This is a genomic window from Mesorhizobium loti R88b (assembly GCF_013170845.1).
GTDB classification, from domain to species: Bacteria; Pseudomonadota; Alphaproteobacteria; order Rhizobiales; family Rhizobiaceae; genus Mesorhizobium; species Mesorhizobium loti_B.
On sequence record NZ_CP033367.1, the window covers coordinates 4,853,644 to 4,876,703 of the forward strand.

20 protein-coding genes are annotated in these 23,060 nt (G+C 60.8%); 6 read left to right on the forward strand and 14 right to left on the reverse strand.

Translation table 11 applies throughout. The features are described from left to right. Positions 1 to 19: 19 nt before the first annotated feature. The 5 genes from sufC to EB235_RS23805 form a co-directional block, all read right to left on the reverse strand. The gene (sufC, locus tag EB235_RS23785) at positions 20 to 775 is read right to left on the reverse strand and encodes a Fe-S cluster assembly ATPase SufC (protein WP_027028635.1); all 756 of its coding nucleotides are present in this window, start codon (positions 773 to 775) and stop codon (positions 20 to 22) included. Continuing rightward, positions 768 to 1,055: a hypothetical protein gene (locus EB235_RS23790; RefSeq protein WP_027028634.1), complete on the reverse strand. Its 288-nt coding sequence runs from the start codon at positions 1,053 to 1,055 to the stop codon at positions 768 to 770. Before EB235_RS23790 ends, sufC begins: the two co-directional genes overlap by 8 nt. 132 nt (positions 1,056 to 1,187) lie before the next feature. Continuing rightward, positions 1,188 to 1,475 carry a hypothetical protein gene (locus tag EB235_RS23795; protein WP_027028633.1) on the reverse strand — a complete coding sequence of 96 codons (288 nt, stop codon included), beginning with the start codon at positions 1,473 to 1,475 and terminating at the stop codon, positions 1,188 to 1,190. Between the two features lie 4 nt (positions 1,476 to 1,479). Beyond that, complete coding sequence (gene sufB, locus EB235_RS23800) at positions 1,480 to 2,997, reverse strand: Fe-S cluster assembly protein SufB (RefSeq protein ID WP_027028632.1); 1,518 nt, start codon at positions 2,995 to 2,997, stop codon at positions 1,480 to 1,482. 185 nt (positions 2,998 to 3,182) lie between these two features. Next, entirely contained in the window at positions 3,183 to 4,361 is a 1,179-nt protein-coding gene (locus EB235_RS23805) for a cysteine desulfurase family protein (RefSeq protein WP_032925323.1), read from the reverse strand. 239 nt (positions 4,362 to 4,600) lie between these two features. Here EB235_RS23805 and EB235_RS23810 point away from each other — a divergent pair, with 239 nt between their 5' ends. Further along, positions 4,601 to 5,275, forward strand: a complete 675-nt coding sequence (locus tag EB235_RS23810) for an alpha/beta hydrolase (protein WP_023669128.1) — start codon at positions 4,601 to 4,603, stop codon at positions 5,273 to 5,275. 160 nt (positions 5,276 to 5,435) lie between these two features. Here the strand turns inward: EB235_RS23810 and EB235_RS23815 are convergent, their stop codons facing one another. After that, entirely contained in the window at positions 5,436 to 6,290 is an 855-nt protein-coding gene (locus tag EB235_RS23815; protein WP_027028630.1) for an oxidoreductase, read from the reverse strand. Positions 6,291 to 6,406: 116 nt separating this feature from the next. Here EB235_RS23815 and EB235_RS23820 point away from each other — a divergent pair, with 116 nt between their 5' ends. Together EB235_RS23820 and EB235_RS23825 are read left to right on the forward strand one after the other, a co-directional pair. After that, complete coding sequence (locus EB235_RS23820) at positions 6,407 to 7,387, forward strand: LysR family transcriptional regulator (protein WP_080680698.1); 981 nt, start codon at positions 6,407 to 6,409, stop codon at positions 7,385 to 7,387. Beyond that, positions 7,380 to 8,030, forward strand: coding sequence for an FMN-binding negative transcriptional regulator (locus EB235_RS23825; protein WP_027028629.1), 651 nt, complete (start codon positions 7,380 to 7,382; stop codon positions 8,028 to 8,030). Before EB235_RS23820 ends, EB235_RS23825 begins: the two co-directional genes overlap by 8 nt. A gap of 20 nt (positions 8,031 to 8,050) precedes the next feature. Here the strand turns inward: EB235_RS23825 and EB235_RS23830 are convergent, their stop codons facing one another. From EB235_RS23830 to EB235_RS23845, 4 genes are all read right to left on the reverse strand, one after another. Beyond that, on the reverse strand, positions 8,051 to 8,785 hold the full coding sequence (locus EB235_RS23830) for a phosphatase PAP2 family protein (RefSeq protein ID WP_245268731.1): 735 nt from the start codon (positions 8,783 to 8,785) through the stop codon (positions 8,051 to 8,053). A gap of 111 nt (positions 8,786 to 8,896) precedes the next feature. Continuing rightward, entirely contained in the window at positions 8,897 to 10,546 is a 1,650-nt protein-coding gene (locus tag EB235_RS23835; protein ID WP_027028627.1) for an ArnT family glycosyltransferase, read from the reverse strand. A 39-nt stretch (positions 10,547 to 10,585) separates the two neighbouring features. Further along, on the reverse strand, positions 10,586 to 10,921 hold the full coding sequence (locus EB235_RS23840; protein WP_027028626.1) for a lipid-A-disaccharide synthase N-terminal domain-containing protein: 336 nt from the start codon (positions 10,919 to 10,921) through the stop codon (positions 10,586 to 10,588). Beyond that, positions 10,914 to 11,648 (reverse strand): glycosyltransferase family 2 protein, encoded by a 735-nt coding sequence (locus EB235_RS23845; RefSeq protein ID WP_027028625.1) that lies wholly within the window; start codon positions 11,646 to 11,648, stop codon positions 10,914 to 10,916. Before EB235_RS23845 ends, EB235_RS23840 begins: the two co-directional genes overlap by 8 nt. 367 nt (positions 11,649 to 12,015) lie before the next feature. On the opposite strand from EB235_RS23845, the gene tyrS reads away from it, so the two are divergent. After that, positions 12,016 to 13,269, forward strand: a complete 1,254-nt coding sequence (tyrS, locus tag EB235_RS23850; protein ID WP_027028624.1) for a tyrosine--tRNA ligase — start codon at positions 12,016 to 12,018, stop codon at positions 13,267 to 13,269. Positions 13,270 to 13,382: 113 nt separating this feature from the next. Here the strand turns inward: tyrS and EB235_RS23855 are convergent, their stop codons facing one another. Further along, positions 13,383 to 15,125, reverse strand: coding sequence for a restriction endonuclease (locus tag EB235_RS23855; protein WP_051429556.1), 1,743 nt, complete (start codon positions 15,123 to 15,125; stop codon positions 13,383 to 13,385). Positions 15,126 to 15,333: 208 nt separating this feature from the next. Beyond that, the gene (locus EB235_RS23860; protein WP_027028622.1) at positions 15,334 to 18,714 is read right to left on the reverse strand and encodes a DUF3971 domain-containing protein; all 3,381 of its coding nucleotides are present in this window, start codon (positions 18,712 to 18,714) and stop codon (positions 15,334 to 15,336) included. 95 nt (positions 18,715 to 18,809) lie between these two features. Here EB235_RS23860 and EB235_RS23865 point away from each other — a divergent pair, with 95 nt between their 5' ends. Beyond that, positions 18,810 to 19,277 (forward strand): peroxiredoxin, encoded by a 468-nt coding sequence (locus EB235_RS23865; protein ID WP_027028621.1) that lies wholly within the window; start codon positions 18,810 to 18,812, stop codon positions 19,275 to 19,277. A 21-nt stretch (positions 19,278 to 19,298) separates the two neighbouring features. Here the strand turns inward: EB235_RS23865 and EB235_RS23870 are convergent, their stop codons facing one another. Both EB235_RS23870 and EB235_RS23875 read right to left on the reverse strand, forming a co-directional pair. Next, entirely contained in the window at positions 19,299 to 20,441 is a 1,143-nt protein-coding gene (locus EB235_RS23870) for a GNAT family N-acetyltransferase (RefSeq protein WP_032925322.1), read from the reverse strand. After that, the gene (locus EB235_RS23875) at positions 20,438 to 21,433 is read right to left on the reverse strand and encodes a sterol desaturase family protein (protein ID WP_027028619.1); all 996 of its coding nucleotides are present in this window, start codon (positions 21,431 to 21,433) and stop codon (positions 20,438 to 20,440) included. Before EB235_RS23875 ends, EB235_RS23870 begins: the two co-directional genes overlap by 4 nt. 305 nt (positions 21,434 to 21,738) lie before the next feature. Between EB235_RS23875 and EB235_RS23880 the strand changes: the two genes are divergently transcribed. Next, on the forward strand, positions 21,739 to 23,043 hold the full coding sequence (locus EB235_RS23880; RefSeq protein WP_027028618.1) for a M23 family metallopeptidase: 1,305 nt from the start codon (positions 21,739 to 21,741) through the stop codon (positions 23,041 to 23,043). The last annotated feature ends 17 nt before the right edge of the window (positions 23,044 to 23,060 follow it).

A 23,060-nucleotide genomic window follows, 5' to 3' on the forward strand; every position in this document is an offset into this window, starting at 1 on the left:
CAGTCTTGCCTCTGGCATGTCACGCGGCTTCGCCGATCACGCCGGCATAGCCATTGGCTTCGAGGTCGAGCGCCAGCGACTTGTCGCCGGACTTGATGACCTGGCCCTTGTAGAGCACGTGCACTGTGTCGGGCACGATGTGTTCGAGCAGGCGCTGGTAGTGGGTGATGACCAGGAAGGCCCGGTCCGGCGCACGCAGCGCGTTGACGCCGTCGGAAACGATCTTCAGCGCATCGATGTCGAGGCCGGAATCGGTCTCGTCGAGCACGCATAGCTTCGGCTCCAGAAGTTTCATCTGCAGGATCTCGGCGCGCTTCTTCTCGCCACCGGAGAAGCCGACATTGAGCGGCCGCTTCAGCATCGCCATGTCCATGCTGAGCGAAGCGGCGGCTTCCTTCACGCGCTTCAGGAATTCCGGGATTTTCAGCGGCTCCTCGCCACGCGCCTTGCGCTGCTCGTTCATCGCCACTTTGAGGAATTCCATGGTGGCGACGCCCGGTATCTCCATCGGATACTGGAAGGCGAGGAAGATGCCCGACGTTGCGCGCTCGGCCGGGTCCATTTCGAGGATCGACTTGCCGTTGTAGAGGATGTCGCCCTCGGTGACCTCATAATCCTCGCGGCCGGCGAGGATATAGGAGAGCGTCGACTTGCCGGAGCCATTCGGGCCCATGATGGCGGCAACCTCGCCGGCTCTCACCGTCAGGTTCAGGCCGCGGATGATTTCGGTGCCATCATCGACGATGCGGGCGTGCAGGTTCTTGATCTCAAGCATTGTTCTTTTCTCTGAAATAGTCGTCGTAAGTGATCGAATAGTCGGTGTGCCGGCGCTGCAGCGCCTTGAACCACCAGAAGGACAGGCCGAAGCCGATGGCAAAGACGGCGATGCCGACGAACAGGTTGACGAAGGCTGCTAAAAGCATGCCGGCAAATGCCGCAACAACAGTCGCGCCGGCGAATTTTGCCATGGCGATGTTGCCCTCGCGGCGGACAGCCCACAGCCGCCGCCAGCGGACGGCAAACCAGATTTCTTCTCGCGGTAGCTGCGTTGCCATGGTCACCAGCCTACTGAACCTTCCAGCGAGATGACGATACGCTCCTGCACGCCGAAAGACCTTACGGTGCTGTTCAACCAGCGATTTATCACAGCCCCGGCCGAAACGATCCGGGTGTGCCGGTTCTTGATCTCAAACCTCATTTTCTACTTTCGCGTTCTTGCCGCTTTCGATGGTCGATCGTTGATGGGATCTCCCCAAAAGCGCTCCTGCCAGATGGCCAGTCACGAACATCCATCCGAAAAAGCCAATCGCACCTAGACCGGCTATCGAAGCACCAATGCTCGTCACCGAACTCAAGCCGAACACCGCGCCCACCAAAGCAATCACGGCACCCCCAACGGCCACCGTCAACAAGAGCAACAAGATGATGACGATGAGGCCATCTACTCGGTCGAGAAAACTCTGGCGCCGTTCCATCTAATCAACCCACGCTGCCTTCGAGCGAGATGCCGATCAGCTTCTGCGCTTCGACGGCAAACTCCATCGGCAGTTGCTGGATGACATCCTTGACGAAGCCGTTGACGATCAGCGCGATGGCTTGTTCCTCGGGAATGCCGCGCTGCATGACATAGAACTTCTGGTCCTCGGAAATCTTGGACGTCGTCGCCTCGTGCTCGAACTGCGCCGTCGAGTTCTTGGCTTCCATGTAAGGCACTGTGTGCGCGCCGCACTGGTCGCCGATCAAAAGCGAGTCACAGTTGGTGAAGTTGCGGGCGTTGGTCGCCTTGCGGTGCGCCGAGACCTGACCGCGATAGGTGTTCTGCGAGAAGCCGGCGGCGATGCCCTTGGAGATGATACGGCTCGACGTGTTCTTGCCGAGATGGATCATCTTGGTGCCTGAGTCGACCTGCTGATAACCGTTCGACACGGCGATCGAGTAGAATTCGCCTTGGGAATCGTCGCCGCGTAGGATGCAGCTCGGGTACTTCCAGGTGATGGCCGAGCCGGTCTCAACCTGCGTCCACGAGATCTTCGAGCGGTCGCCACGGCAGTCGCCGCGCTTGGTGACGAAATTGTAGATGCCGCCCTTGCCCTCGGCGTCGCCGGGGTACCAGTTCTGCACGGTCGAGTATTTGATCTCAGCATCATCGAGCGCCACAAGTTCGACCACGGCGGCATGGAGCTGGTTTTCGTCGCGTTGCGGCGCCGTGCAACCTTCGAGATAGGAGACGTAAGCCCCCTCCTCGGCGATGATCAACGTGCGCTCGAACTGGCCGGTGTTCTTCTCGTTCATGCGGAAATAGGTCGACAGCTCCATCGGGCAGCGCACGCCCTTGGGCACGTAGACGAAGGAGCCGTCGGTAAACACGGCCGAATTCAGCGTCGCATAGTAATTGTCGGAGGTCGGCACCACGGAGCCGAGATACTTTTTCACCAGCTCCGGATGCTCGCGGATGGCTTCCGAGATCGAGCAGAAGATGACGCCGGCCTGCGCCAGCTCCTTCTTGAAGGTGGTGACGACGGAGACGGAATCGAACACGGCATCGACGGCGACGCGGCCCGACTTGTAGACGTTGTCGCTCGGCTCCTCGAGATCAGAGGCATCCGTCTTCTGCACGCCGGCCAGGATTTCCTGTTCCCGCAGCGGAATGCCGAGCTTCTCGTAGACCTTCAACAGTTCGGGATCGACATCGCTGAGCGATGACGGACCGGGCGTGCTCTTCGGCGCCGCGTAGAAGTAGATGTCCTGGAAATCGATCTTGGGATAGTGGACGCGGGCCCAGGTCGGCTCTTCCAGCGTCAGCCAGCGCCGATAGGCTTCCAGACGCCATTCCAGCATCCAGGATGGTTCGTCCTTCTTGGCCGAAATGAAACGGATGATGTCTTCGCTCAGGCCCTTGGGGGCCTTGTCGACAGCGATCTCGGTCTCGAATCCGTACTTGTATTGGTCGACGTCGATCTTTCGGACCCGATCGATCGTGTCCTGCACAGCAGGCATATGCGTTCTCCATCCACGCCGGGGTCAAGGCCCGACAGTTTTCAAACTATGGCACCGCCGAAATGAATGCCTTGGGGCATTCGCGGCAGCGTAAGTTCCATATAGTGCGCTTCGACCGGGAATTCACCCGGCCAGCATGAAACGCACGGCTCTACCAGGCCGAAAGGCCCAAAATCGTCCTACCGCTACGCGGCTTCTTCTCTATCGGCCTTCGCTCTGGCGGCTTGCCTTGCGGCGATGCCCGCCAGGGCGGTGCGGAACAGCTCGATGTCCTCAGCGCCAGTCGCCGGACCGATCGAAACGCGCAAGGCACCAAGACTGTCACCGTAACCCATGGCTTTCAGCACGTGGCTCGGCCCGACCTTGCCCGACGAGCAGGCGGAGCCGGCCGACAGCGCCACACCGGCGAGATCGAAGGCGATCTGCGCGGTTTCGGCCTTGATGCCGGGAATAGCGAAGAATGTTGTGTTGGCAAGCCTTGGCGCGCCGGTTCCAAAGATTTCCACCTCCGGCATCATCATTTTCAGGGTCGCATCGATCTCGTCGCGGCCATGCCGCACCGCATCCATGGTCTGCAGTCCATTCAGGGCCTCGCGTGCGGCCGCGCCGAAACCGGCAATGGCGGCGAGGTTTTCCGTGCCCCCGCGATGGCCCTTCTCCTGGCCACCACCATTGACCAGGGGCTTCGGCATCATCAGATCGGCTGCAGCGACAATGGCACCAACACCCTTGGGACCGCCAATCTTGTGCGAAGACAGAATCAGATAGTCGGCGTAACCCGCTGACAGATCGATCGAAACGCGCCCCGCCGCCTGAACCGCATCGACAACCAGGATGCCGCCCGCCGCCTTGACGATTTCGGCGATACGGGCGATCGGCTGGAGAACGCCGGTCTCATTGTTGGCGGCATGGATCGCCACCAGCGGTAGACCGTCGGCCTTGTCATGAGCGCCGAGTGCCGCGGCCAAGGCAGCAAGGTCGGCAATGCCGTTGGTGTCGACGCCGATCCGCGTCACCTGCGCTGCCGGGAAGCGTCCGCCATTCAACAGACAGGGATGGTCAGCCTCCGACACGTAAAGCCGGCTCATCCGCACGCTGCCGCGCCCCATCTGCCAGTCGGGTGAAAGGAGCGTCGAGGCGGCTTCGGTCGCGCCGGAGGTGAACACGACATGTTCGGGCCTGGCGTTGACCAGTGCCGCAACCTCACGCCTTGCGGTCTCGATCAGGCGGCGCGCGGCACGCCCCTCGGCATGGACAGAAGACGGGTTGGCGGTCACATCAAGCGCCGCGACCATAGCCTCGCGGGCCGCTGCAAGAAGCGGCGCACTGGCATTATAGTCGAGATAGGCGCGTTTTGCGGCCATTTTCGTCCGTTCAGTCCCGTCAGAAGCCATTCCGCAGTCGTATGGCGTTATTTCCTTGAAATTCCAAGGCGAGCCGTCCTATTTACGCGGCTTGCGGCGCGGGTGGCCGGGCTCGACGTCTGGCCACTCAGTTTTGAACAATTCTAAACTAGCTTCTAAGAAGACGCTCGCCCTGCGTCAAGGCCAGAGGAATGTTCGTTCCGGGCGCCGCGCATTCGTATACGTAAGTGGAGTATTTCATGCCTGAGGTCATTTTCACCGGTCCGGCCGGCCGCCTGGAGGGACGCTACCAGCCCTCGAAGGAAAAGAGCGCGCCGATTGCCATCGTGTTGCATCCGCATCCGCAGTTCGGCGGCACGATGAACAACAAGATCGTCTATGACCTCTTCTACATGTTCCAGAAGCGCGATTTCACCACGCTGCGCTTCAATTTCCGCGGCATCGGCCGCAGCCAGGGCGAGTTCGACCACGGCACCGGCGAATTGTCGGACGCGGCGGCCGCACTCGACTGGGTGCAGTCGTTGCATCCGGATTCGAAGAGCTGCTGGGTCGCAGGCTACTCCTTCGGCTCGTGGATCGGCATGCAGCTCCTGATGCGCCGGCCCGAGATCGAAGGCTTCATCTCGATCGCGCCGCAGCCCAACACCTATGATTTCTCGTTTCTGGCGCCCTGCCCGTCATCGGGCCTGATCATCCATGGCGATGCCGACAAGGTGGCGCCGCCGAAGGACGTGCAAGGCCTGGTCGACAAGCTGCACACGCAAAAGGGCATCACCATCACGCAGAAGACCTTGCCCGGCGCCAACCACTTTTTCGCCAACGACGCCGATCTGCTGCTTGAGGAATGCGCCGACTATCTCGATCGCCGGCTGGCGGGCGAATTGTCGGATCCGCGGCCAAAGCGGTTGCGCTAAAACGTCAGGCAAAGGGGCTGCCTGGAGGCCGACGTCAACGAGCAGAATCTCGGGGCGGTCGCTCTTCCCGCTCATTCACAAGGCGCAACCGGACTGAGCTCGAGCTCAGGCCGGGATGAGACCGCGACCTCGTCCTGTTTCCTCCGGATTTCGCGCGCTATCAGCCTGCCCAGGCGGCCGCGCCCATAGGTTCGAAATCCGTCGAGACTGCAACATCGCGCCATTGCTTCAGCATCGCTTGTGCGTCGGTGATCCGGCGTTCGCTCCGCGTGACGGTGTCGCTGCCGAGCGGCAGTCGAAACGGCGGTTCGGCCAAGTTGCCAATGTCCACGATAACCTTTGCCAGCTTGTCCGGATTTCCGGGCTGGTTGTGATTGGCGTCAATCGCCGTCTGGCGCATCGCGCCGGAAGTTTCATGGTAGTCCGCAATCCTGTTCGTGCTGGTGACAAGCGACGATGCATCGAGAAAATCGGTGCGGAAAAAGCCGGGCTCTACGACCGTGACATGGATACGGAGCGGAGCAAGTTCCATCGAAAGTGCTTCGCTCAGGCCTTCGACGGCGAATTTGGTCGAGCCGTAGACACCCCAGCCGGAGAAGGAGGAGATGCCGCCGACGGACGAGATGTTGATGATGTGGCCCGCGCGCTCCCGGCGCATATGCGGCAGGACGGCCCGCGTTACGGCGAGAAGGCCGAATACATTGGTGCGATAGAGCGCTTCGATCTCTTCGGCACTCGCCTCCTCGACGGCACCGAGCAGACCATAACCGGCATTGTTCAGCAGGACATCGATCCGGCCGAACTTGCGGACCGCCGCGTCGGCTGCCGCGCGCGCCTGCGTCTCGTCGGTCACGTCGAGGGTGACCGGCAGAAGATTGGAGCGATCGCCAAACCGTTCGACAATCTTTTGCGAGTCGCGAGCAGTGGCGACCACGGCGTCGCCGTTTGCCAGCGCACGTTCGGCCACGAGGGCACCGAAACCACGCGAGGCACCAGTGATGAACCAGACTTTCATGAGGCATTTCCTTTGTTGGGCACCGGCGGTCCCGCCGTTGTCCTAACGATCTAATTTTTCTCCGCTGCTGAGAGTAGAGCCTGGATTTTTCATGAAGTGCTGAGCATAATTCAGCAATGGCGCGCGTTGAGCCCAATGACCTTTCGGTTTTCCTGACAATTGCCCGTCATCGAAGCATTCGAAAGGCAGCCGATGAGATGGGTGTGACGCCGTCGGCCCTCAGCCATGCCTTGAGGGGACTGGAAGAGGATCTGGGCGTTCGGCTTTTCAACCGCACGACGCGCAGCGTGGCGCCGACGGAAGCCGGAGAGCGGCTCCATGCCCGCATCGCGCCGGCCTTTCGAGACATCGATGATGCACTCGAAGACCTCAACAGCTTCCGCGACATGCCAACCGGAACGCTTCGCATCAATGCTTCACGCGCCTCGGCGGAAATTATCCTTTTGCCGATCGTGACCCGCTTTCTTGCCGCCTATCCAGGGGTCAATGTCGATATCGTCGCCAACAACGCCTTCGTGGATATGGTTTCGCAGGGTTTTGATGCCGGAGTTCGCTTTGGAGAGGTGATTGCGCAAGACATGATCGCGGTGCCGCTAGGGCCTCCGCAGCGCACCGCCTATGTCGCCTCTCCCGATTTCTTTCGACGATATCTCAAGCCGACGACGCCGGACGAATTGAAGGGCTTGCCCTGCATCCGCTTTCGTTTCGAAAGCGGCCGTTACTACGCATGGGAGTTCGAGCGCGACAACGTTGAACTGTCCGTAGAGGTCAATGGGCGACTGACGCTCGGTGAGCAGGATCTTGCCGTACAGGCCGCACTCGATGGCGCCGGGATCGCCTTTGCCTTTGAAGCACAAGTCAAGGACTTCATCGAACAAGGCCGGCTTGAGCGAGTGCTCGAGGACTGGTGCCCGCACTATCCGGGCTTCTATCTCTATTATCCGAGCCGCAGGCAGTTGCCAGCGGCGCTACGGGCCTTCGTCGATTTTGCAAGGGGATCCATTTCGCGCGGGAATGACGAAATAGGCGCGCCGATGGTAAGGTCGTCCGGAAATCAGCACAGTACGACAGCGAACCAGGAAATTGACGATGTATGAGCCTCCTCACTTCAAGGAAACACGCGCGGATGTCCTGCACGGGCTGATCCGGGCGTATCCACTTGGCATGTTGATCTCCAACGGCCCCGATGGGCCGGAAGCCAACGCCATCCCGTTCCTGCTCGATGCGGCTGTGTCTGCGAATGGCAGGTTGCGCGCTCACATGGCCAAGGCCAATCCGCAATGGAAGCTCATCGCTGAGAACCCGTCATCGCCCGTGCTTGTCGTCTTCCAGGGCACCGATGCCTATGTGACGCCGTCCTGGTACGAAACCAAGCGCGAGACCGGCAAGGTGGTGCCGACCTGGAACTATGCCATCGTGCAGGTGCGCGGCACGGCAAAGGTGATCGACGATCAGGACTGGCTGGCGCAGCAGATTGCCGACCTGACCGCCTCCCAGGAAGGCCCCCGCGCGGCGCCATGGGCGGTGACCGACGCGCCGGCGCCCTTTATCCAGTCACAGATCAAGGGCATCATCGGGCTGGAGATCGAAATCAGCGAGATCCACGGCAAGTGGAAGGTCAGCCAGAACCGTCCTGTCGCCGACCGCGCCGGCGTTGCGCAAGGACTTGAAAGCGAGACCGCCAATTCGTCCGACATGGTCCGCCTGGTCAGGTCCTACGGCGGGCTGGACGGCAACTAGCGCCCGTATCCTGTGTCGACCTATCCTGCCGGCGCAATCAGCCGGAACGATGCCTTGCGGACCGGCAATCCTGACGGTGTCGGACGGAAAATGAAGCCGAGCCGGGCAAACACCAGCCCGCAGGCCAGCGCAAAGGCGCAGCCGAGGCCGAAGCCGGCGACAGTGTCGCTTGGATAGTGCGCGCCGACGAAAACCCGGGTCGAGGCGAAGCAAGCGGTGACCACCAGGGCGATATACCAGCGCCGCGGAAACAGAAGCAGCAGCACACCGAACACCGCGCCCATCGTCGTGGCGTGGCCGGACGGGAAACCGGCAAAGCGCGCATCAAAAGCGAAGGGATGCAGGGCCAGGACACCGAAATCCTGGAAGTAGAGCGGGCGAGCCCTGCCGATCGCATATTTCAACACATTGACCAGCAGACCGGACAGGCCAACGGAACTCAACACCAGGAAAGCCAGGCAGGTCCAGTTGTAGACCAGCATCAGCGACCGCCGTGAAAGGCTTCGCCAATCGATCAGATTGGCCGCGACGAGCAAAAGCGCTGAAGGAATGAGATACCAACCGCCGAGAGCGAACTGGGTCAGGAATTCGGCAATCCTGGCCCCCGACCACTGGCCATGCAGCACCCCTGCCGGTGTGTCGAGGCGAACAAAGGCGGCGGCCGTCAGCAACAGCCAGACCGCGACCCAAACCGGCCATGCGATGTTGGGGTAACGCGCTGGACGAACGGCAAAGCGCCTTCTGACGATCTGCATCGTGTCGCGAAAATTGTCCAGCGATCGGCCCCCCACTCCGAGGACCCCGCTGGAAACAGAAGGACGCGATTTCACGAGCATTGGAATTTCGCCCCTGTCACCGACAAGCCGTCATGGGGCCACACGATAAAGGCCGAGCGACATCTTGTCTCCCGACGAATAGTTGAGACCATCGATCTCGGCGAGACGCTTCACCGATTTGCCTCGCACCGACAGCATGCCATTCAATTTCTGCTCGTCGCCGACCGGCGCCAGCCCCAAAGCGCAGGCGGGATCGGCAAGCAGATGTTCCGCGACACCACCGATATTGGTCAACACCGTTTTCGTACCGACCAGGAAGACCAGGCTCGGTTCCTGATACTGCGACGAGGCCAGCACCGTCGTGTCGCAAGGCTTGTTGGCAAGCACTGCCGCCTTGATCGCCGGGCTCAGCCAGATCGGCTTCAGCGAAGGGGCGATGACCCCGAACAGCAAGGCATAGGTGATGCCGGCACAGGCGGCGGTGGCGCCGATACGGGGCAGCGGCACCTGCAACTGCCGCGAAAAGGCGAAGTAGCCGGTGCCAAGCGCTGCCGCGGCGGCCGGAATGCTCCACCACGAGAAAGTGTGGGTGATGTAGATCGGTGCCCCGATGCAGACCGCGGCCAGGCCGAGGCTGACTACGACCAGGCCGAAGGCGGTCGACCACCACAACCATTGCTGCCAGCGTTTGAGCGGCGCATTGGCATCCTCGGGCTGCAATGTCAGCATCCAGCCGATCAGCAGCGCCATGCCGGGATAGGCCGGCAGGACATAGTGCGGCAGCTTGGTCGGGATCAGCTCGAACACCAACCAGAACGGGATGTACCAGGCGAGGCAGAAGCGCAGCCTGACATCGTCACGCATACGGTTGAGAGCCTGCAGGCCAGCGCCGACCGCGATCAGCCCGAACGGCCACATGAACAGCGAATAAGTCAGCATGTAGAAGCCGGGCGGGAGGCCGTGCGATTCCTCGCCCGAGGCGACCTTGCCAAGCATGTCCTTGCCAACGGCTTGCTGCAGAAAAGCGCCGTGGCTCTTCCAGGTGATCGCGGCAAGCCAGGGCAGCGCAATGATCACGACCAGCAGCAGGCCGCGTCCAATCCGGAGTTTCGACAGCCAGCGCCCGTCGCGCTCGAAGGCGAACAGCACCGCGATGGTCAGCGCCGATAGCAGCGGCGCAATGGGCCCTTTGATGAGGATCGCCGCGCCTTGCGCGATCCAGAAGATCCACCAGAGATGACCGGCAACCGGTCCGTTGCGGCGCGATGCCAGATAGATCTGCGCCAGCGCACCTTGTGCCGCGACGCAGCAGGCGAGCAGCATCGCATCGGTCTTGGCATCGCGCCCCTCGAAAGCGGTGGCGAAGATAGCGGCCATCACCAAGCCCGCAGCGATACCGGCATTGGCGCCAAAAAGATTGGTGCCCGTCCAGGCGATCGCCAGCACCGCAATGGCAATGCCGAGCGCCGAGATCGTGCGGTAGACCCAGATCGGCGCTTCGGCGCCTTGCCCGCTCAGCTTCACGGCCGCCGATTGCAGCCAGTAGATGCCGACCGGCTTCTGGTAGCGCGACGCGTCCTGGAAGCGGATATCGACATAGTCGCCGCTCTCCGCCATCTGCTTGGTTGCCTGAACGAAACGCGACTCGTCGCGGTCGATCGGCGGCAGGGATGCCAGTCCCGAAACCGTCATCACCAGGCTGAACAGGAAGAGAAGAATGTAGTTCCTGTTCAAAGCCATTTCTGAGCCTCTCTGATCATTGCTTGACGGGTGGGCCGCTCAATCGACCTTGGTCATCGCCGCCGCCTTGCGCTCATTGGCGATCAGCCAGAGATTTCTGACATAGATGAACATGCCCATGGCCTGGCCGGCGATGAACACCGGATCCTGACGCACGATGGCATAGATCAGCAGCAGGCCGCCGCCGAACAGGGAAAAGAACCAGAAGGCGACGGGCACCACGCTGCGCTTGGCCTTTTCAGAAGCCAGCCACTGCACGACGAAACGCATGGTGAAGAAGAATTGGGCGATGAACCCCAGCAGGATCCACGCGTCGAATTGCTTGACAAAAACCTGATGAAGCCAGGTTCCCAATTCCTGAAGCACGTTAACCACGGCTGATTTCCTCTACTTTTGGCATTCTGCGTCGCCTGCGCCGCAGCCACCAGACACCGCCAAGATCTAGCGCGCCCTGCAGGCCGCGGTCGAAAATGCCGTAGTTCGACTTGCCGTGGCGACGCGAGCGGTCGACGACGTCGCAATGCACGACGCGATAGCCTTCCTGGATAACCAGGGCCGGGACGAAACGATGGGTGCCATCGAAAAACGGCAGTTTGCGCAGGATATCGGTGTGGACGGCCTTCAGGCCACAGCCGGTATCACGCGTCTCGTCATGCAGGATGGCGTTCCTCAGCCAGTTGGCGAAGCGCGACGCGAGCTGCTTGACCTTGCTGTCGCGGCGCTTGAGGCGCTGCCCTTGTGCCGCGCCGAAATCGGGGCCGGCCTGACGCAAGGCATCAACCAGCACCGGAATGTATTGGGGGTCGTTCTGGCCGTCACCGTCGATCGTGGCGACGATGCTGCCGCGCGCCGCCCAGGCACCGGAACGCACCGAAAGGCTCTGTCCGGCCGATTTCTGGTGCCGCAACTCGCGCACCGGAAACGGCCGAAGCGCCGTCTGCTCGGCAAGCACGGTCGCCGTCTCGTCGGTCGAGCCGTCATTGACGATGATCAGTTCGAAGTCGCGCCCGGTCATCGCCGCCTCGATCTCATCGATCAGCAGCGGCAGGTTTGCCGCCTCGTTCCTGCAAGGAATGACGATGGATATCAATGCGTCCGGCATGTCGCGTCGGGGCTCTGTCGTCGGATATGGCATTTTGTGGATGCCGTGCGGTGCCGCTCGAGGTCGTGGGCTGCAAGAACCTTTGGCGCGGCGCCTCATTACGCCAGCCGAAACAATGACGCAAGCATTCGTGCCGGACGGCTCGTCGCACCGTTCCAAGAGGGGATGATCACCCGGACATGTTGTAATCCCTGCGGATGGGCATCCGACGCAAAACCGGATTCCACTTTTGCTAATCGCGGGCTCTTGGTTGGCGCGCGATCCAGCGCAAAACCGGATTCCACTTTTGCTGATCGCGCTTGGATGCTAAACGCGCCCGTTCACATATGCCCGCGCCGGACGGCCGGACGCTTTTCGGGAAGAAACCATGCCTGCCTTCAAATCCGATTTCCTGCGCACGATGAGCGAGCGCGGCTTCATCCACCAGATTTCGGATGAAACCGGCCTCGACCAGCTTTTCGCCAAGGAAACGGTCACCGCCTATGTCGGCTACGACGCCACCGCCACCAGCCTGCATATCGGCAATCTGATCTCGGCGACCATGCTTTACTGGCTGCAGGAGACCGGGCACCGGCCGATCGCGCTGATGGGCGGCGGCACGTCGATGATCGGCGACCCGTCTTTCCGCGACGACCAGCGCAGCCTTTTGACGCCCGAGGCGATCGCCACCAACATCGAAGGCATAAAGCGCATCTTCGGCCGCATCCTGCGTTTCGGTGACGGCCCGAGCGACGCCGTCATGGTCAACAATGCCGACTGGCTGATGAAGCTCAACTATGTCGAGTTCCTGCGCGATGTCGGCCGGCATTTTTCCGTCAACCGCATGCTGACCTTCGACAGCGTCAAGCTGCGGCTCGACCGCGAGCAGTCGCTGTCGTTCCTCGAATTCAACTACATGATCCTGCAGGGCTACGATTTCGTCGAACTCGCCCGGCGCCAGAACTGCCGCCTGCAGATGGGCGGGTCGGACCAGTGGGGCAACATTATCAATGGCGTCGATCTCGGCCATCGCATGGGCACGCCGCAGCTTTACGCCCTGACCACGCCGCTGCTCACGACATCGTCCGGCGCCAAGATGGGCAAATCGGCAAAGGGTGCGGTCTGGCTCAACGGTGATCTCTTCTCGCCCTATGATTTCTGGCAGTACTGGCGCAACACCGAGGATGCCGATGTCGAGCGCTTCCTGAAAATATTCACCCGCCTGCCTCTCGATGAGATCGCGCGCCTGGCAGCACTTGGCGGCTCCGAGATCAACGAAGCCAAGAAGGTCCTGGCAACGGAGACGACGGCGATCGTCCATGGTCGTGACGCGGCGAACCAGGCCGAGGAAACCGCGCGCAAGACGTTTGAGGAAGGCGTGACCGCCGAAAGCCTGCCGACCGTAGAGATCGACGGGGCGGCGCTGGACGCCGGCGTCGGCATCCTGTCGCTGCTGGTCACTGCCGGGCTGGCATCGTCCAATGGCGAAGCGCGGCGGCACATCCAGGGCGGTGCCGTGCGCATCAACGACCAGTTGGTCAGCGATGATCGCCGCATGGTGACGCTTCAGGATTTGAGTCCGGAAAACGTCGTAAAGCTTTCACTCGGCAGGAAAAAACACGTCCTGGTGCGGCCGGCCTGAGGCGGTTTACCGGTATCGGTTCCGCGTTAGTTCGGCCGGTTGAGGCACTGGCGTTCTGCCCCGCTTTGCTGAATTGCCAGGACTGTGGTTTCCCTGAGTCACAAAACCGACGGTTATTGCCTTGTGGCATAGTCGCGCAGGTTGAGCTCTTTTCGAGCCTCGCGCAAATCGATCTTCGCACTGTACCCATGCTTCTCAAGAAGATGCAGCAGGTTGGCGCCGGTTAAAAGTGTGATTGGCTTTCCTGCCGCAAATTTGTGCGCGTCAGGGCCATAGTCAGCAGTTGTAATAAGGAGCCCGCGAGATGCACCTTCGTGCTGCATAGTTCCGTAGAGGTCGCGAACGGCTGAAACGCCGACCGTTCGGGTATATCGCTTGGCCTGGATCACGATCTTCCCACCAGTAATCGGGTCGGGGTCGAAAGCTACAGCGTCAACACCTCCGTCACTGCTCGACTGTGTGACCTTTACCTCGCCTCCGCGGGAGGCAAATTCCCTTTCGAAGAGTTCGCGTACGAGGTGTTCGAAATCCTCCCAATCCATCGACGCCAAATTCATTGCTGTATCAAGCGTGTCCGCAATCATGCGGGGGTCAATAAAACGCCTGTCTTCCTTGTTCAGGACCATAACGGGAGGGATAGGTGCCAGTGCTGCAAGTGAGGACGCAGACACCCCCTTGAGGTTTTTGAAGCAAGCTTTGGGATCGACGCGGCTAAGGTCGATTTTTAAGAAGTCCTCGCGGTTGACCAAAATCGACATAATGCACGATGTCGTATCCAGACCTGTTGTCCGATCGATGAACGTTGATATTCCGTTGAACAACACCCTCTGCAGATTGTCATACTCGTCTGCTTCCAAGAGCTCATGTATGGTCCGCAGGCATATCTGGTAGCAGACCGAGTCGTAATTGGCCTTCTGCTCTTTCTCTGAGATATGTGCATCTTTGAGTTCGCCGGTCGCGGCGATGAAGCGAACGGATTTGACCGTCGGCATTTTATCTGGCGACGGCAACTGGTACTCGAGCATCAGAGTTTTTGAGTTTGAAGCGTATTCGATTGCGTAAGATTTTTCAAAAAGATCGTCATATTTTGAGGCGTCGAGAACCAACATGGCGTGCTCGATTACCGCCTGCGGATCGCCTTCTGCAACATTCGCAGCCAAGACATCAACACGCTGATTGGTCGCAGCTTGCCGATCTAGAAATTCGCGCATCTGTCGCTCACCAGCTGCTTCAAATTCTGCTTTTTCGGCAGTCCATTGAGCTATCGATTGATTGAGCTTCCGGCTCTCTTTCTGCTCAGTAATAAGCCAATCGGATTTCTCTTGCTCAAATCTCGCCTGAGCATCTGCCTGTCGATGCTTTGCTTTGCCGAATAACTTATCGAAGAATGAGATTTCCGGCGGCGTAAGGTGGGGTTCAGGACGTTTCACGCGTTGGGGTATGGCCCTTTGGAACTTCGTAGCGCCGTCATAGGTGCTGTGATCCTTAAGGGCATTCCAATCAACGCGGTCATTAACCGTGAGTGTGTGGTTTAGGATTTGATGCAGTCTTTCGAGCCGGATCGTTGCATCAAGTGTATCTTTCTCGGCCTGAGATTTGCTGGCGAACACTTTCAATTTTTGATGCTGTTGATCCGCCCTTTCATCCCATTGCTCCATCAGCGCATCGATCTTGTGTTGAAGCATGAACAGTTCCGGTGCACTCAACTCCTTATGCACGTGGAGCAACTTATGCCGGAAGTCGATATACCAGCGTAGGATACGTGAGCCGTCTGCACTGAATTTTGCAGTAAGTTCGCCGCTTTCGATAGCGCTCCGATATTTTGAGCGCCAAGTGACGTTGGCCTCCTGTACCATTTGTCCTAAATCCTCCCCCAAGCTACTTCCGATCTAACCTTCTTTCGGCAAGACTCACAAGCTCCAGCTTGACAACACGGTTGCTGGCAAAAAATGCACCGCGCTCTCAACACTTCGAAAAATATTAATCAAGGCCTCGTCGAGGTTACACCTCACCGACTTATAGACTCTGGGTCATGGGCCTTATGCGACAGCTGATTGATCGGTCTCACCGGTACTCGAAGATCGACCGGAATATGCCTGGCGCGATCACCGACAGCGGGTTGACGTCGAGCACCGGTTTGTTGGCATTGCCCCTGAGCCGGTAGGTGACGCCGATCAGGCCACGGTCGCGGCCATTGCCGAGCAGCGCGCCGACGATGGGCAGTTCGCCGAAGATGCGGTTGAGGCCGTAGACCGGCATGAAGGTGCCGGTCATGTCCATGTTGTTGTTCTGGTCGTAGAGAATGCCCTGGAACGTGGTGCCGATGCGCGGGCCGCGCAGCACGCCATTGGCCAGTTTCAGATAGCCGCTGCCCTTGTCGATCTCGGCGTAGCCGCGCTCGAACTTGACCCGCGAGGTGTCGAGATTGCCCTTCACCGCCTGGTTAAGGCTGCGGCTGTCGCCGGTCGGCGTGGTCGAGACGATGGAGGCCAGTTTCGGTTCGTTGACGATGAAGAAGTTGCTGGTATCGACCTTGCCCTTCATCGGCCCGTCGCTGGTTCCCGACAAGGCCAGCGTGATCGCGCCGCCTTCCATGTGCTCGTAGACGTTGAGGAACCTCAATATGGCGCCGGCGTCCGCCGATTGCACGTTAAGCGAGCGCCTGCCGTCGCCGGTGGTGTTGCTGATGGTTATCGCGGCGCCAGAACTCGCGGTCGCGCTAACCTTCAGTCCGTTCACCCGCGAACCGGCGGCACTGTAGTCCAGCTTCAGATTGGACAGTTGCTCGTCGTGGAAACCGGTCAGCTGCTCGACGTCGGCGCTGACGGAAATGTTGTCGGTTCCGGTCGTCTTGGTTGCGGTGTCCACATCGGACGTGAACTGCTTGACCAGCGAACGAGCATCGAGCGCATTGCCGGAGATGTCGACCGCATAGCCCTTGCCTGATCGCTTCACCGACACGGAAACATCGTCACCCCTGTTCAACGTAACTTTGCTAAATTTGGCCGAAGACAGGGCGCCATTGACCAGCACGATGCTGCCGCCGACGGAGAAGGTTTTGCCTTCGAGGTCGAAGTCGGACAGCGTCGTGGTGTCACCGGCCTTGGTCATGACAAAGGTGACGTTGGCGGGAACCCCTGCCCCCTTGGTCCAGCCGGCCCAGGGAATGTCCAGCCTGGCATTGGTCAGATCGGCCGACACGTTCTGGTTGCCATCGCCGCTCTTGTCGATCGCGACCTTCACCGTTCCGCCCAGCAAAGGAGTGAGGCCGGGCATGGCGGCGGCGCGGATCTTGTCGTCCAGCACCAGCTCCACCTTGCGGCTGCGCGCCGGCCCATCATCCGCCAACGGTTCGACAAGGTCGAGTTCGGCCGGAATGCCATTCAGCGATGCCTTGGCGGAGATCACTGCCTTTTGCGGATCGACCGTGATCGAACCGTCGGCATTCGTCACGCTCTGCCCCTCAAACTGCTTGGCCAGCGACAGGCCGGTGTAGTCGAGCGACACCAGCCAGTCGAGCTTGGAAGTGTCGACGCCGGACTGTAGCGGGATGTCGGCCCTGACATGGCCGGTAACGCTGCCGGACAAGTCCTCTGGCAGGAAGCCGACATGGCGCATGGCATTGATCGGTTCGTAGGAGGCGAGTTCGGCGACGGCCGCCGCGTCTCCATCGACGTCGATATCGAGCGCGCCGATGACTGGCGGATGGTTCGCCGCCTTTATCGTCAGTGTCCCATTGCTGGCTGCGACAGTGCGGCCGCTGGGCATGAAGACAGTGCCCGATGACAGCGAAATGTCGACGTCATTGGCGTGAAATGCGACCATGCCAACCGCGTCGCGTATCGGCGGAATGCGGCCGGCCGTATCGAAGCGCGATCCTTCGATCTTGAAAGTGCCGAATACTTCGTCGGCAGAAAGCGGCACGCCATTGCCGAGACGGTCCGGCACGACGTGGAACTGGAGGTTGGCGTCGACGACCCGGCCACCGAACAGGTTGGCCAGCACCCAAAGCCGGGCGTTACGGGCTGAAAACCAAGGCCATAGCTGCTTGACATGCGAAACCTGCATATTGTGGACGTTCAACGCCACATTGATCCCGGGCGCCTTGCCCTCGACGAACTCGACCGCCGCGGTTCCCATCACCTCGCCGCTCGAATCGGAACGAAGTGCGATCTCCTCGGCCACCAGCTTGTGACTTGTGGGTTGATAAACGCCGGCAATACGGGCGAGGAAGGTCAGCGCTGGCTCAGGCGATTCCGATGGGGCCAGGGTCGAACCGTCGCTGGTCAGGTCGTAACGATAAGAAGGCTCCTCGCCCGCCGCCCCTGTCGCGGGCTTTGGCCCTATCGAGCCGCCGAAATTGAAAGAAGACCGGCCAGTTTTCAGCAGCAGTCTGTCCACCTGGATCTTGTTGCTGCCATCGACAAGCGTGGCATCGACATCGACGTCGGCCGGCAGCAGCCCGCGTGCACCGAGATCAAGCACGGAACCCGTCGACGACAGGACGGCCGTCAGGCGTGACCCGTTCGTGCCGGATCCCTCCGATCCTGTCAGCTTCAACGCGAAAGCACCCAACTTCCCGCCGTCGGCCGTGGTTTCGTCGGCAGCCGCCAGATCAATGCTCGCATTCAGCGCCGTCACGCGGTGCGCCGCGACATCGCGGGCGGCGGAAGCGGCAACGGTGACCTTTCTGCCATCGACATCCGCCTCGGAGGAAAACGCCATGCCGCCCGGCCCCGACTGAACGACCGTGGCATTGGCGATGGTGACCAGTTTGATCGCTCCGGTTTCGGGCAGCACGAATTCGACATTGTCGAGATCGATCCGGCGCAGCGAATCTTCCCGCACGGCGTCGAGCGCGCGGTGGATGTTGCCGAACACTGCCTCGGACAATTTCTCCGGATCGACGAGGCCGTCCTCATTGCGCAGCGCGGCGGTCCAGTCGCCGCCAGACGGCATCGCCGCGACAACGATGTGTGCATCGGAAATCCTGGCGCTGGTCAACCGCACCTCTCCCCACAACAGCGGGACGAGGCGCACACCGAAGCGCACGCGGCCGGCGTCGGCCATGGGTTTGCCGTCCGATGTCTTCAGGCTGACATCACTGACCTGGAGAGCGACGAAGCTTGAACTGTCGAGCGTGATGCGGGCAGGCCCGACGGCGACATGGACATCGACACCGGCGAGTTTCTCGATGGCGGCTTCCGCCTCGATGCGCAGTCGGTCTGCGCCGATGCCGGAAAGGCCGATGAGATAGACAGCCATAGCTGCCAGCAGCAGGAGCGCGACGATGCCGGCAAAGACGCGCGAAAGGATGCGGAAACCGCGGCCGATCGACGCCTGGCCGAGCGGCGGGACACGGCACGCGGACGGAAAGGCGCCCAGGTCGGTGATCTCGTCACGCCTGAACCTGATCTTTTCGTGCTGCGGTTGCTCCTGATCCACGCAATCTTCCGTTGTACAAATTCGCTCGTGGACGAATCCCCGGTCGACACTATATCGGTGTGGCTTCGCGCGTAACCTCAAACAAGGGCATCGATATGGCTGACCTCGACGTGGGCGATCCAGCGCCGCAATTCGATTTACCGCGGGACGGTGGTGAATCAATTAGCCTTGCCGCATCCGCCGGCAAGCCCGTGGTGCTCTATTTCTACCCGCAGGACGACACGACAAGCTGCACGCAGGAAGCGATCAGCTTTTCACAACTGAAACCGGAATTCGAGAAAGCCGGCGCCGTGGTGATCGGCCTGTCGCCTGATAACGCCAAGAAGCACGACAAGTTCAAATCGAAATACAACCTCACCATCGACCTCGCCGCCGACGAGGAGCGCAAGGTGATCGAGGCCTACCATCTGTGGGTCGAGAAATCGATGTATGGGCGCAAATACATGGGCGTCGAGCGGGCGACGTTCCTGATCGGCGGCGACGGTCGGATCGCCCGGATCTGGCGCAAGGTCCGCGTCAAGGGCCACGCTGAAGAGGTGCTGGAGGCTGTTCGCGCGCTTTGATCGTGCCGAAATGAAGCGCCCTTACTCGTCTGGCGTTTCCGCCTTCGGCTGCCGCCGCGCCCGCCAGGATTTCGAAACATGGTTCGCACGATCGGCCATCGCGGCGAGATGACCGCGCAGACCGCGCGCCCCCATCACCGACGACAGCGTGACTGATTGCGTGGCAAAGCGCCGCTTGAAATCCTCGCCGCCGCAGAGAAAATCCACTTTGGCCAGGCCACGGTCGAGCGACCACTGGATATAGTCCATCATCAGCACCATGCCCGGCGAGGCGCGCTCGTATTCGGGATCATAGGTGGTGACGAAAGCCATCATCGTGCCGTGCTGCTCAAAATTGATCGAGACGGCGATGATCGCACCGTCAAGCTCAAGCACGAAGATGCGCAACAGCCCGAGTTCGGCCAGCACCGAAACGAGCGCAGCAAGAACGGGCGAGCCCTTGTCAAACAGGTCCGAAACGCGGCCATGCCTGACAAGCCAGAGGCGCTTCAGCACCGCAACCCGGGCGAGCACCGGCTCGCGCGGCTCGTCCGCATCGAGCAGGCGGAAACGCAATGCACCGCCTTCTTCCAGGAACTTGCGGCCACGCCGGTAGTTCTGCCGGCCCTTCTTCGACAGCGTCTCGAACCACTCCTCCCCGCGCTGCCAGGGGCCCGCAACACGGTAGCTGATCTCACTGCGATGGTTGGGCCGAAGCGCCTTGCCGTGGCGCGCGGCGGGGTCCAGCAGGGCATGAACCCCGGCATCCGGCAGCAGACGGTTGAGATAGATGAGGTCGAAGCCGCCCTGATCGAAAACATGCTGCCAGAGGCGGGAGATCGCCTGCGGATCGCTGTCGGGCGCAACCAGCGCATCGCCATAGTCGCTGTGATCCTTCGCCGCCCATTCGAGCATGCGGATGCCGGAGCGCTTGAAGGTGGCGAGCGCTATCACGCCATCGAGCCGGTCGCCGTTCCAGGCAAGCCCGATCCTGAGTGTGCGCCGCTCCTGATGCGGGGTGGTGCGCCACCAGGCCGTGATCCAGTCGGGGTGCTGGAAGACAAGCCCGCCGGCTCGCTGCCAGAGCGCGCTCCAGGCCGGTGCGATCTCGGCCAGGCGCGCCGCCGATGTCACGACTTCGAAGGTGCGTGTGCGCGGTATCGCGAGCACGAAGGGAGCGTTCATGGCCGTGTCCCTTCCGATGGTCGCGAGGTCCGTGGTTTTCCAGGCCGGATGCGCCTGGCAATATGCCCCCACATCCGCTTCAGCGGCATGACATAGAGGCCGGCAAGCGACTGGTAGTCACGCACATCGCGGTCGACCAGTCCGAATTTGAAGTCCTCGTCGGGCTTCGGCACACACAATGTCCCGAAGAGCCGATCCCAGAACGAGAACAGCAGCCCGAAGTTCTTGTCGTAGTGGAGCGGATCGACGCTGTGATGCAGCTGGTGCCAATGAGGACAAAGGACCACATGATTGAGCGGGCCGAACGAGATCTTGAAATGCGTGTGCCTGACGAAGTCCATCATCAGGATGTTGCGCATGACATAGACGTTGACGCCAAAGACGGTCAGTTCGACAAGGTTCAGCGAAATCAGCGACCAGATGCCGAAGCAGACGCCCACGACGACGCCATCCCAGGCCCTGTTCATCAGCTCGTCGAGCGGGTGGACGCGGTCCTTGGTGATCCCGACCATCACCTCCGCCGAGTGATGCACCTTGTGCAGCTCCCAAAGCACGGGATAGCGATGCTGAGCGACGTGATAGAGATAATAGGAAATGTCGTAGGCGAGCAGCATGGTGATGGTGAAGATCAGCACCGTCACCGGCCCTGCCGGCGCCTCGATCAGAGGCGGCTGGAACTGGAACAGTGTCGAAAACAGCCAGTTGGTTGCGTAGCCCACCGCCGTGACGAAGACAATTCCGGCGGGCAGCATCAGGAAGGGCATCAGTGCCTTCTTCGTCACCCAGAACATCAGGTCGGCCTTTGCCGAAGGGTGAGTGATGACCTCACGCGGGATGACGAACTCGAAAAACTCCTTCCAGTTCTTCTGTTCGACCGTGCGCCAATAGGCCACGAGCGCGCTGACAAGGGCAGTCAACAGCAAAAGCCCGGTCGCCAGCAGACTGGTGCCCGAGATCTTGTCGAGGATCTTGCCAACCAGATCGCCCAGCATTCCTGTTGCCATAGTGAATCCCAAATCCCGGCAGGCTTTTACTCGAAAACCGTCAATTAAGAGCAATCGAAGACAGTTAAGAAACTGGACCTGATCCGACAACGACAGGCCGTTCTCCCGGTAGCACATTGGTGCTCATGGCTGATGATCTCGCGACAGGGTGGCCGGTACTCGGCAATTTTCGTGCAACCTCTTGCCCGCGCCGCTTGCATTCGTTTCCGCTGATGTAAATCCGGCAAGCCTTTGTTAACCCTAATAATGTGTAATCAAGCTTGTCGTGGTGTCGTAAACGAAAGCTTGGTCCCGTGAACGCAACCGGTCAGTCCGCAATCTTCGGCAGGCGCAAGGAACCCCACACGGTCATCATCGCCCGGGGCAATGAGATCCGGCACTTCACGATCCGGCCCTGGCTCGCGGCATTCATCGGTTCAGCATTCGCCGCCATCGCCATCGGTTACCTCCTGGCCACGTCCTATCTCGTGCTGCGCGACGACCTCATCGGCGCCACCACGGCGCGCCAGGCGCGCATGCAGCAGGCCTACGAGGACCGCATTTCAGCGCTTCGTGCCCAGGTCGACCGCATCACCAGCCGCCAGTTGCTCGACCAGCAATTGATGGAAACCAAGGTCAGCGAACTGATCGAGCGTCAGAGCCAGTTGAGCCAGCGCCATGGCCGTCTCGGCCCGCTGCTTGAGCGCGCCGAGAATGAGGTCGGAACGGCGCCTACTGAGGATCCGGCCGCGACTGCCAAGCCCGACAAGCACGCCGACGTGACCGGCAGCATTAACCAGCCGGCGCAGAATTACGCGGTCGCCAGTCTCAGCGCCGATCTCGGCGCCGCCGACACCAGGCCATTCTCGTTGTGGTCGACCCGCAGCGATCCACTGCCCAACGATTCAGCCGCCGATCGCGCCGACAAGCTGTTCGTTTCGATCAACCAGTCGCTGAAATCCATCGAGAACGAGCAGCTTACCCGCATCAACACGCTTGCCGACAATGCCTACAAGAGCGCCGACGCGATCACTCAGGCGCTGCAGGCTGCCGGCCTGCCGGTCGACAGTGATTTCGGCAAGAATGAGAGCGATGTCGGCGGACCGCTGATCCCGCTCGACAGCTCGATGATCTTCGATAGCAAGGTCAAGGAACTGGACGAAGCGCTGGATACGCTTGACCATCTCAAGAAAGAAGCCCGTCAGTTGCCGCTGGCCAACCCGGCTCCCGGCCACTCCGTCACCAGCCCATTCGGCGTGCGCACCGACCCCATTCTCGGGACCGCCGCACTGCATTCCGGGATGGATTTCAGAGCGCCCATCGGTATGGACGCCAAGATTACGGCGCCTGGCATCGTCATCAAGGCCGGCTGGAACGGCGGTTATGGCCGCATGGTCGAGGTCGACCACGGCAACGGGTTTTCGACCCGCTACGGGCATCTCAGCGAAATCGACGTGACCGTGGGCGAAAAACTGGATGCCGGCGCCATCATCGGCAAGACCGGCAGCAGCGGCCGCTCGACCGGCCCGCATCTGCACTATGAAGTCCGCCACAATGGCGAAGCGATCGATCCGTTGCGCTTCCTTACCGTCGGCAAGAAGGTCGCCCAGTTTCTCTGAGCCCCGCCAGTCCTGAC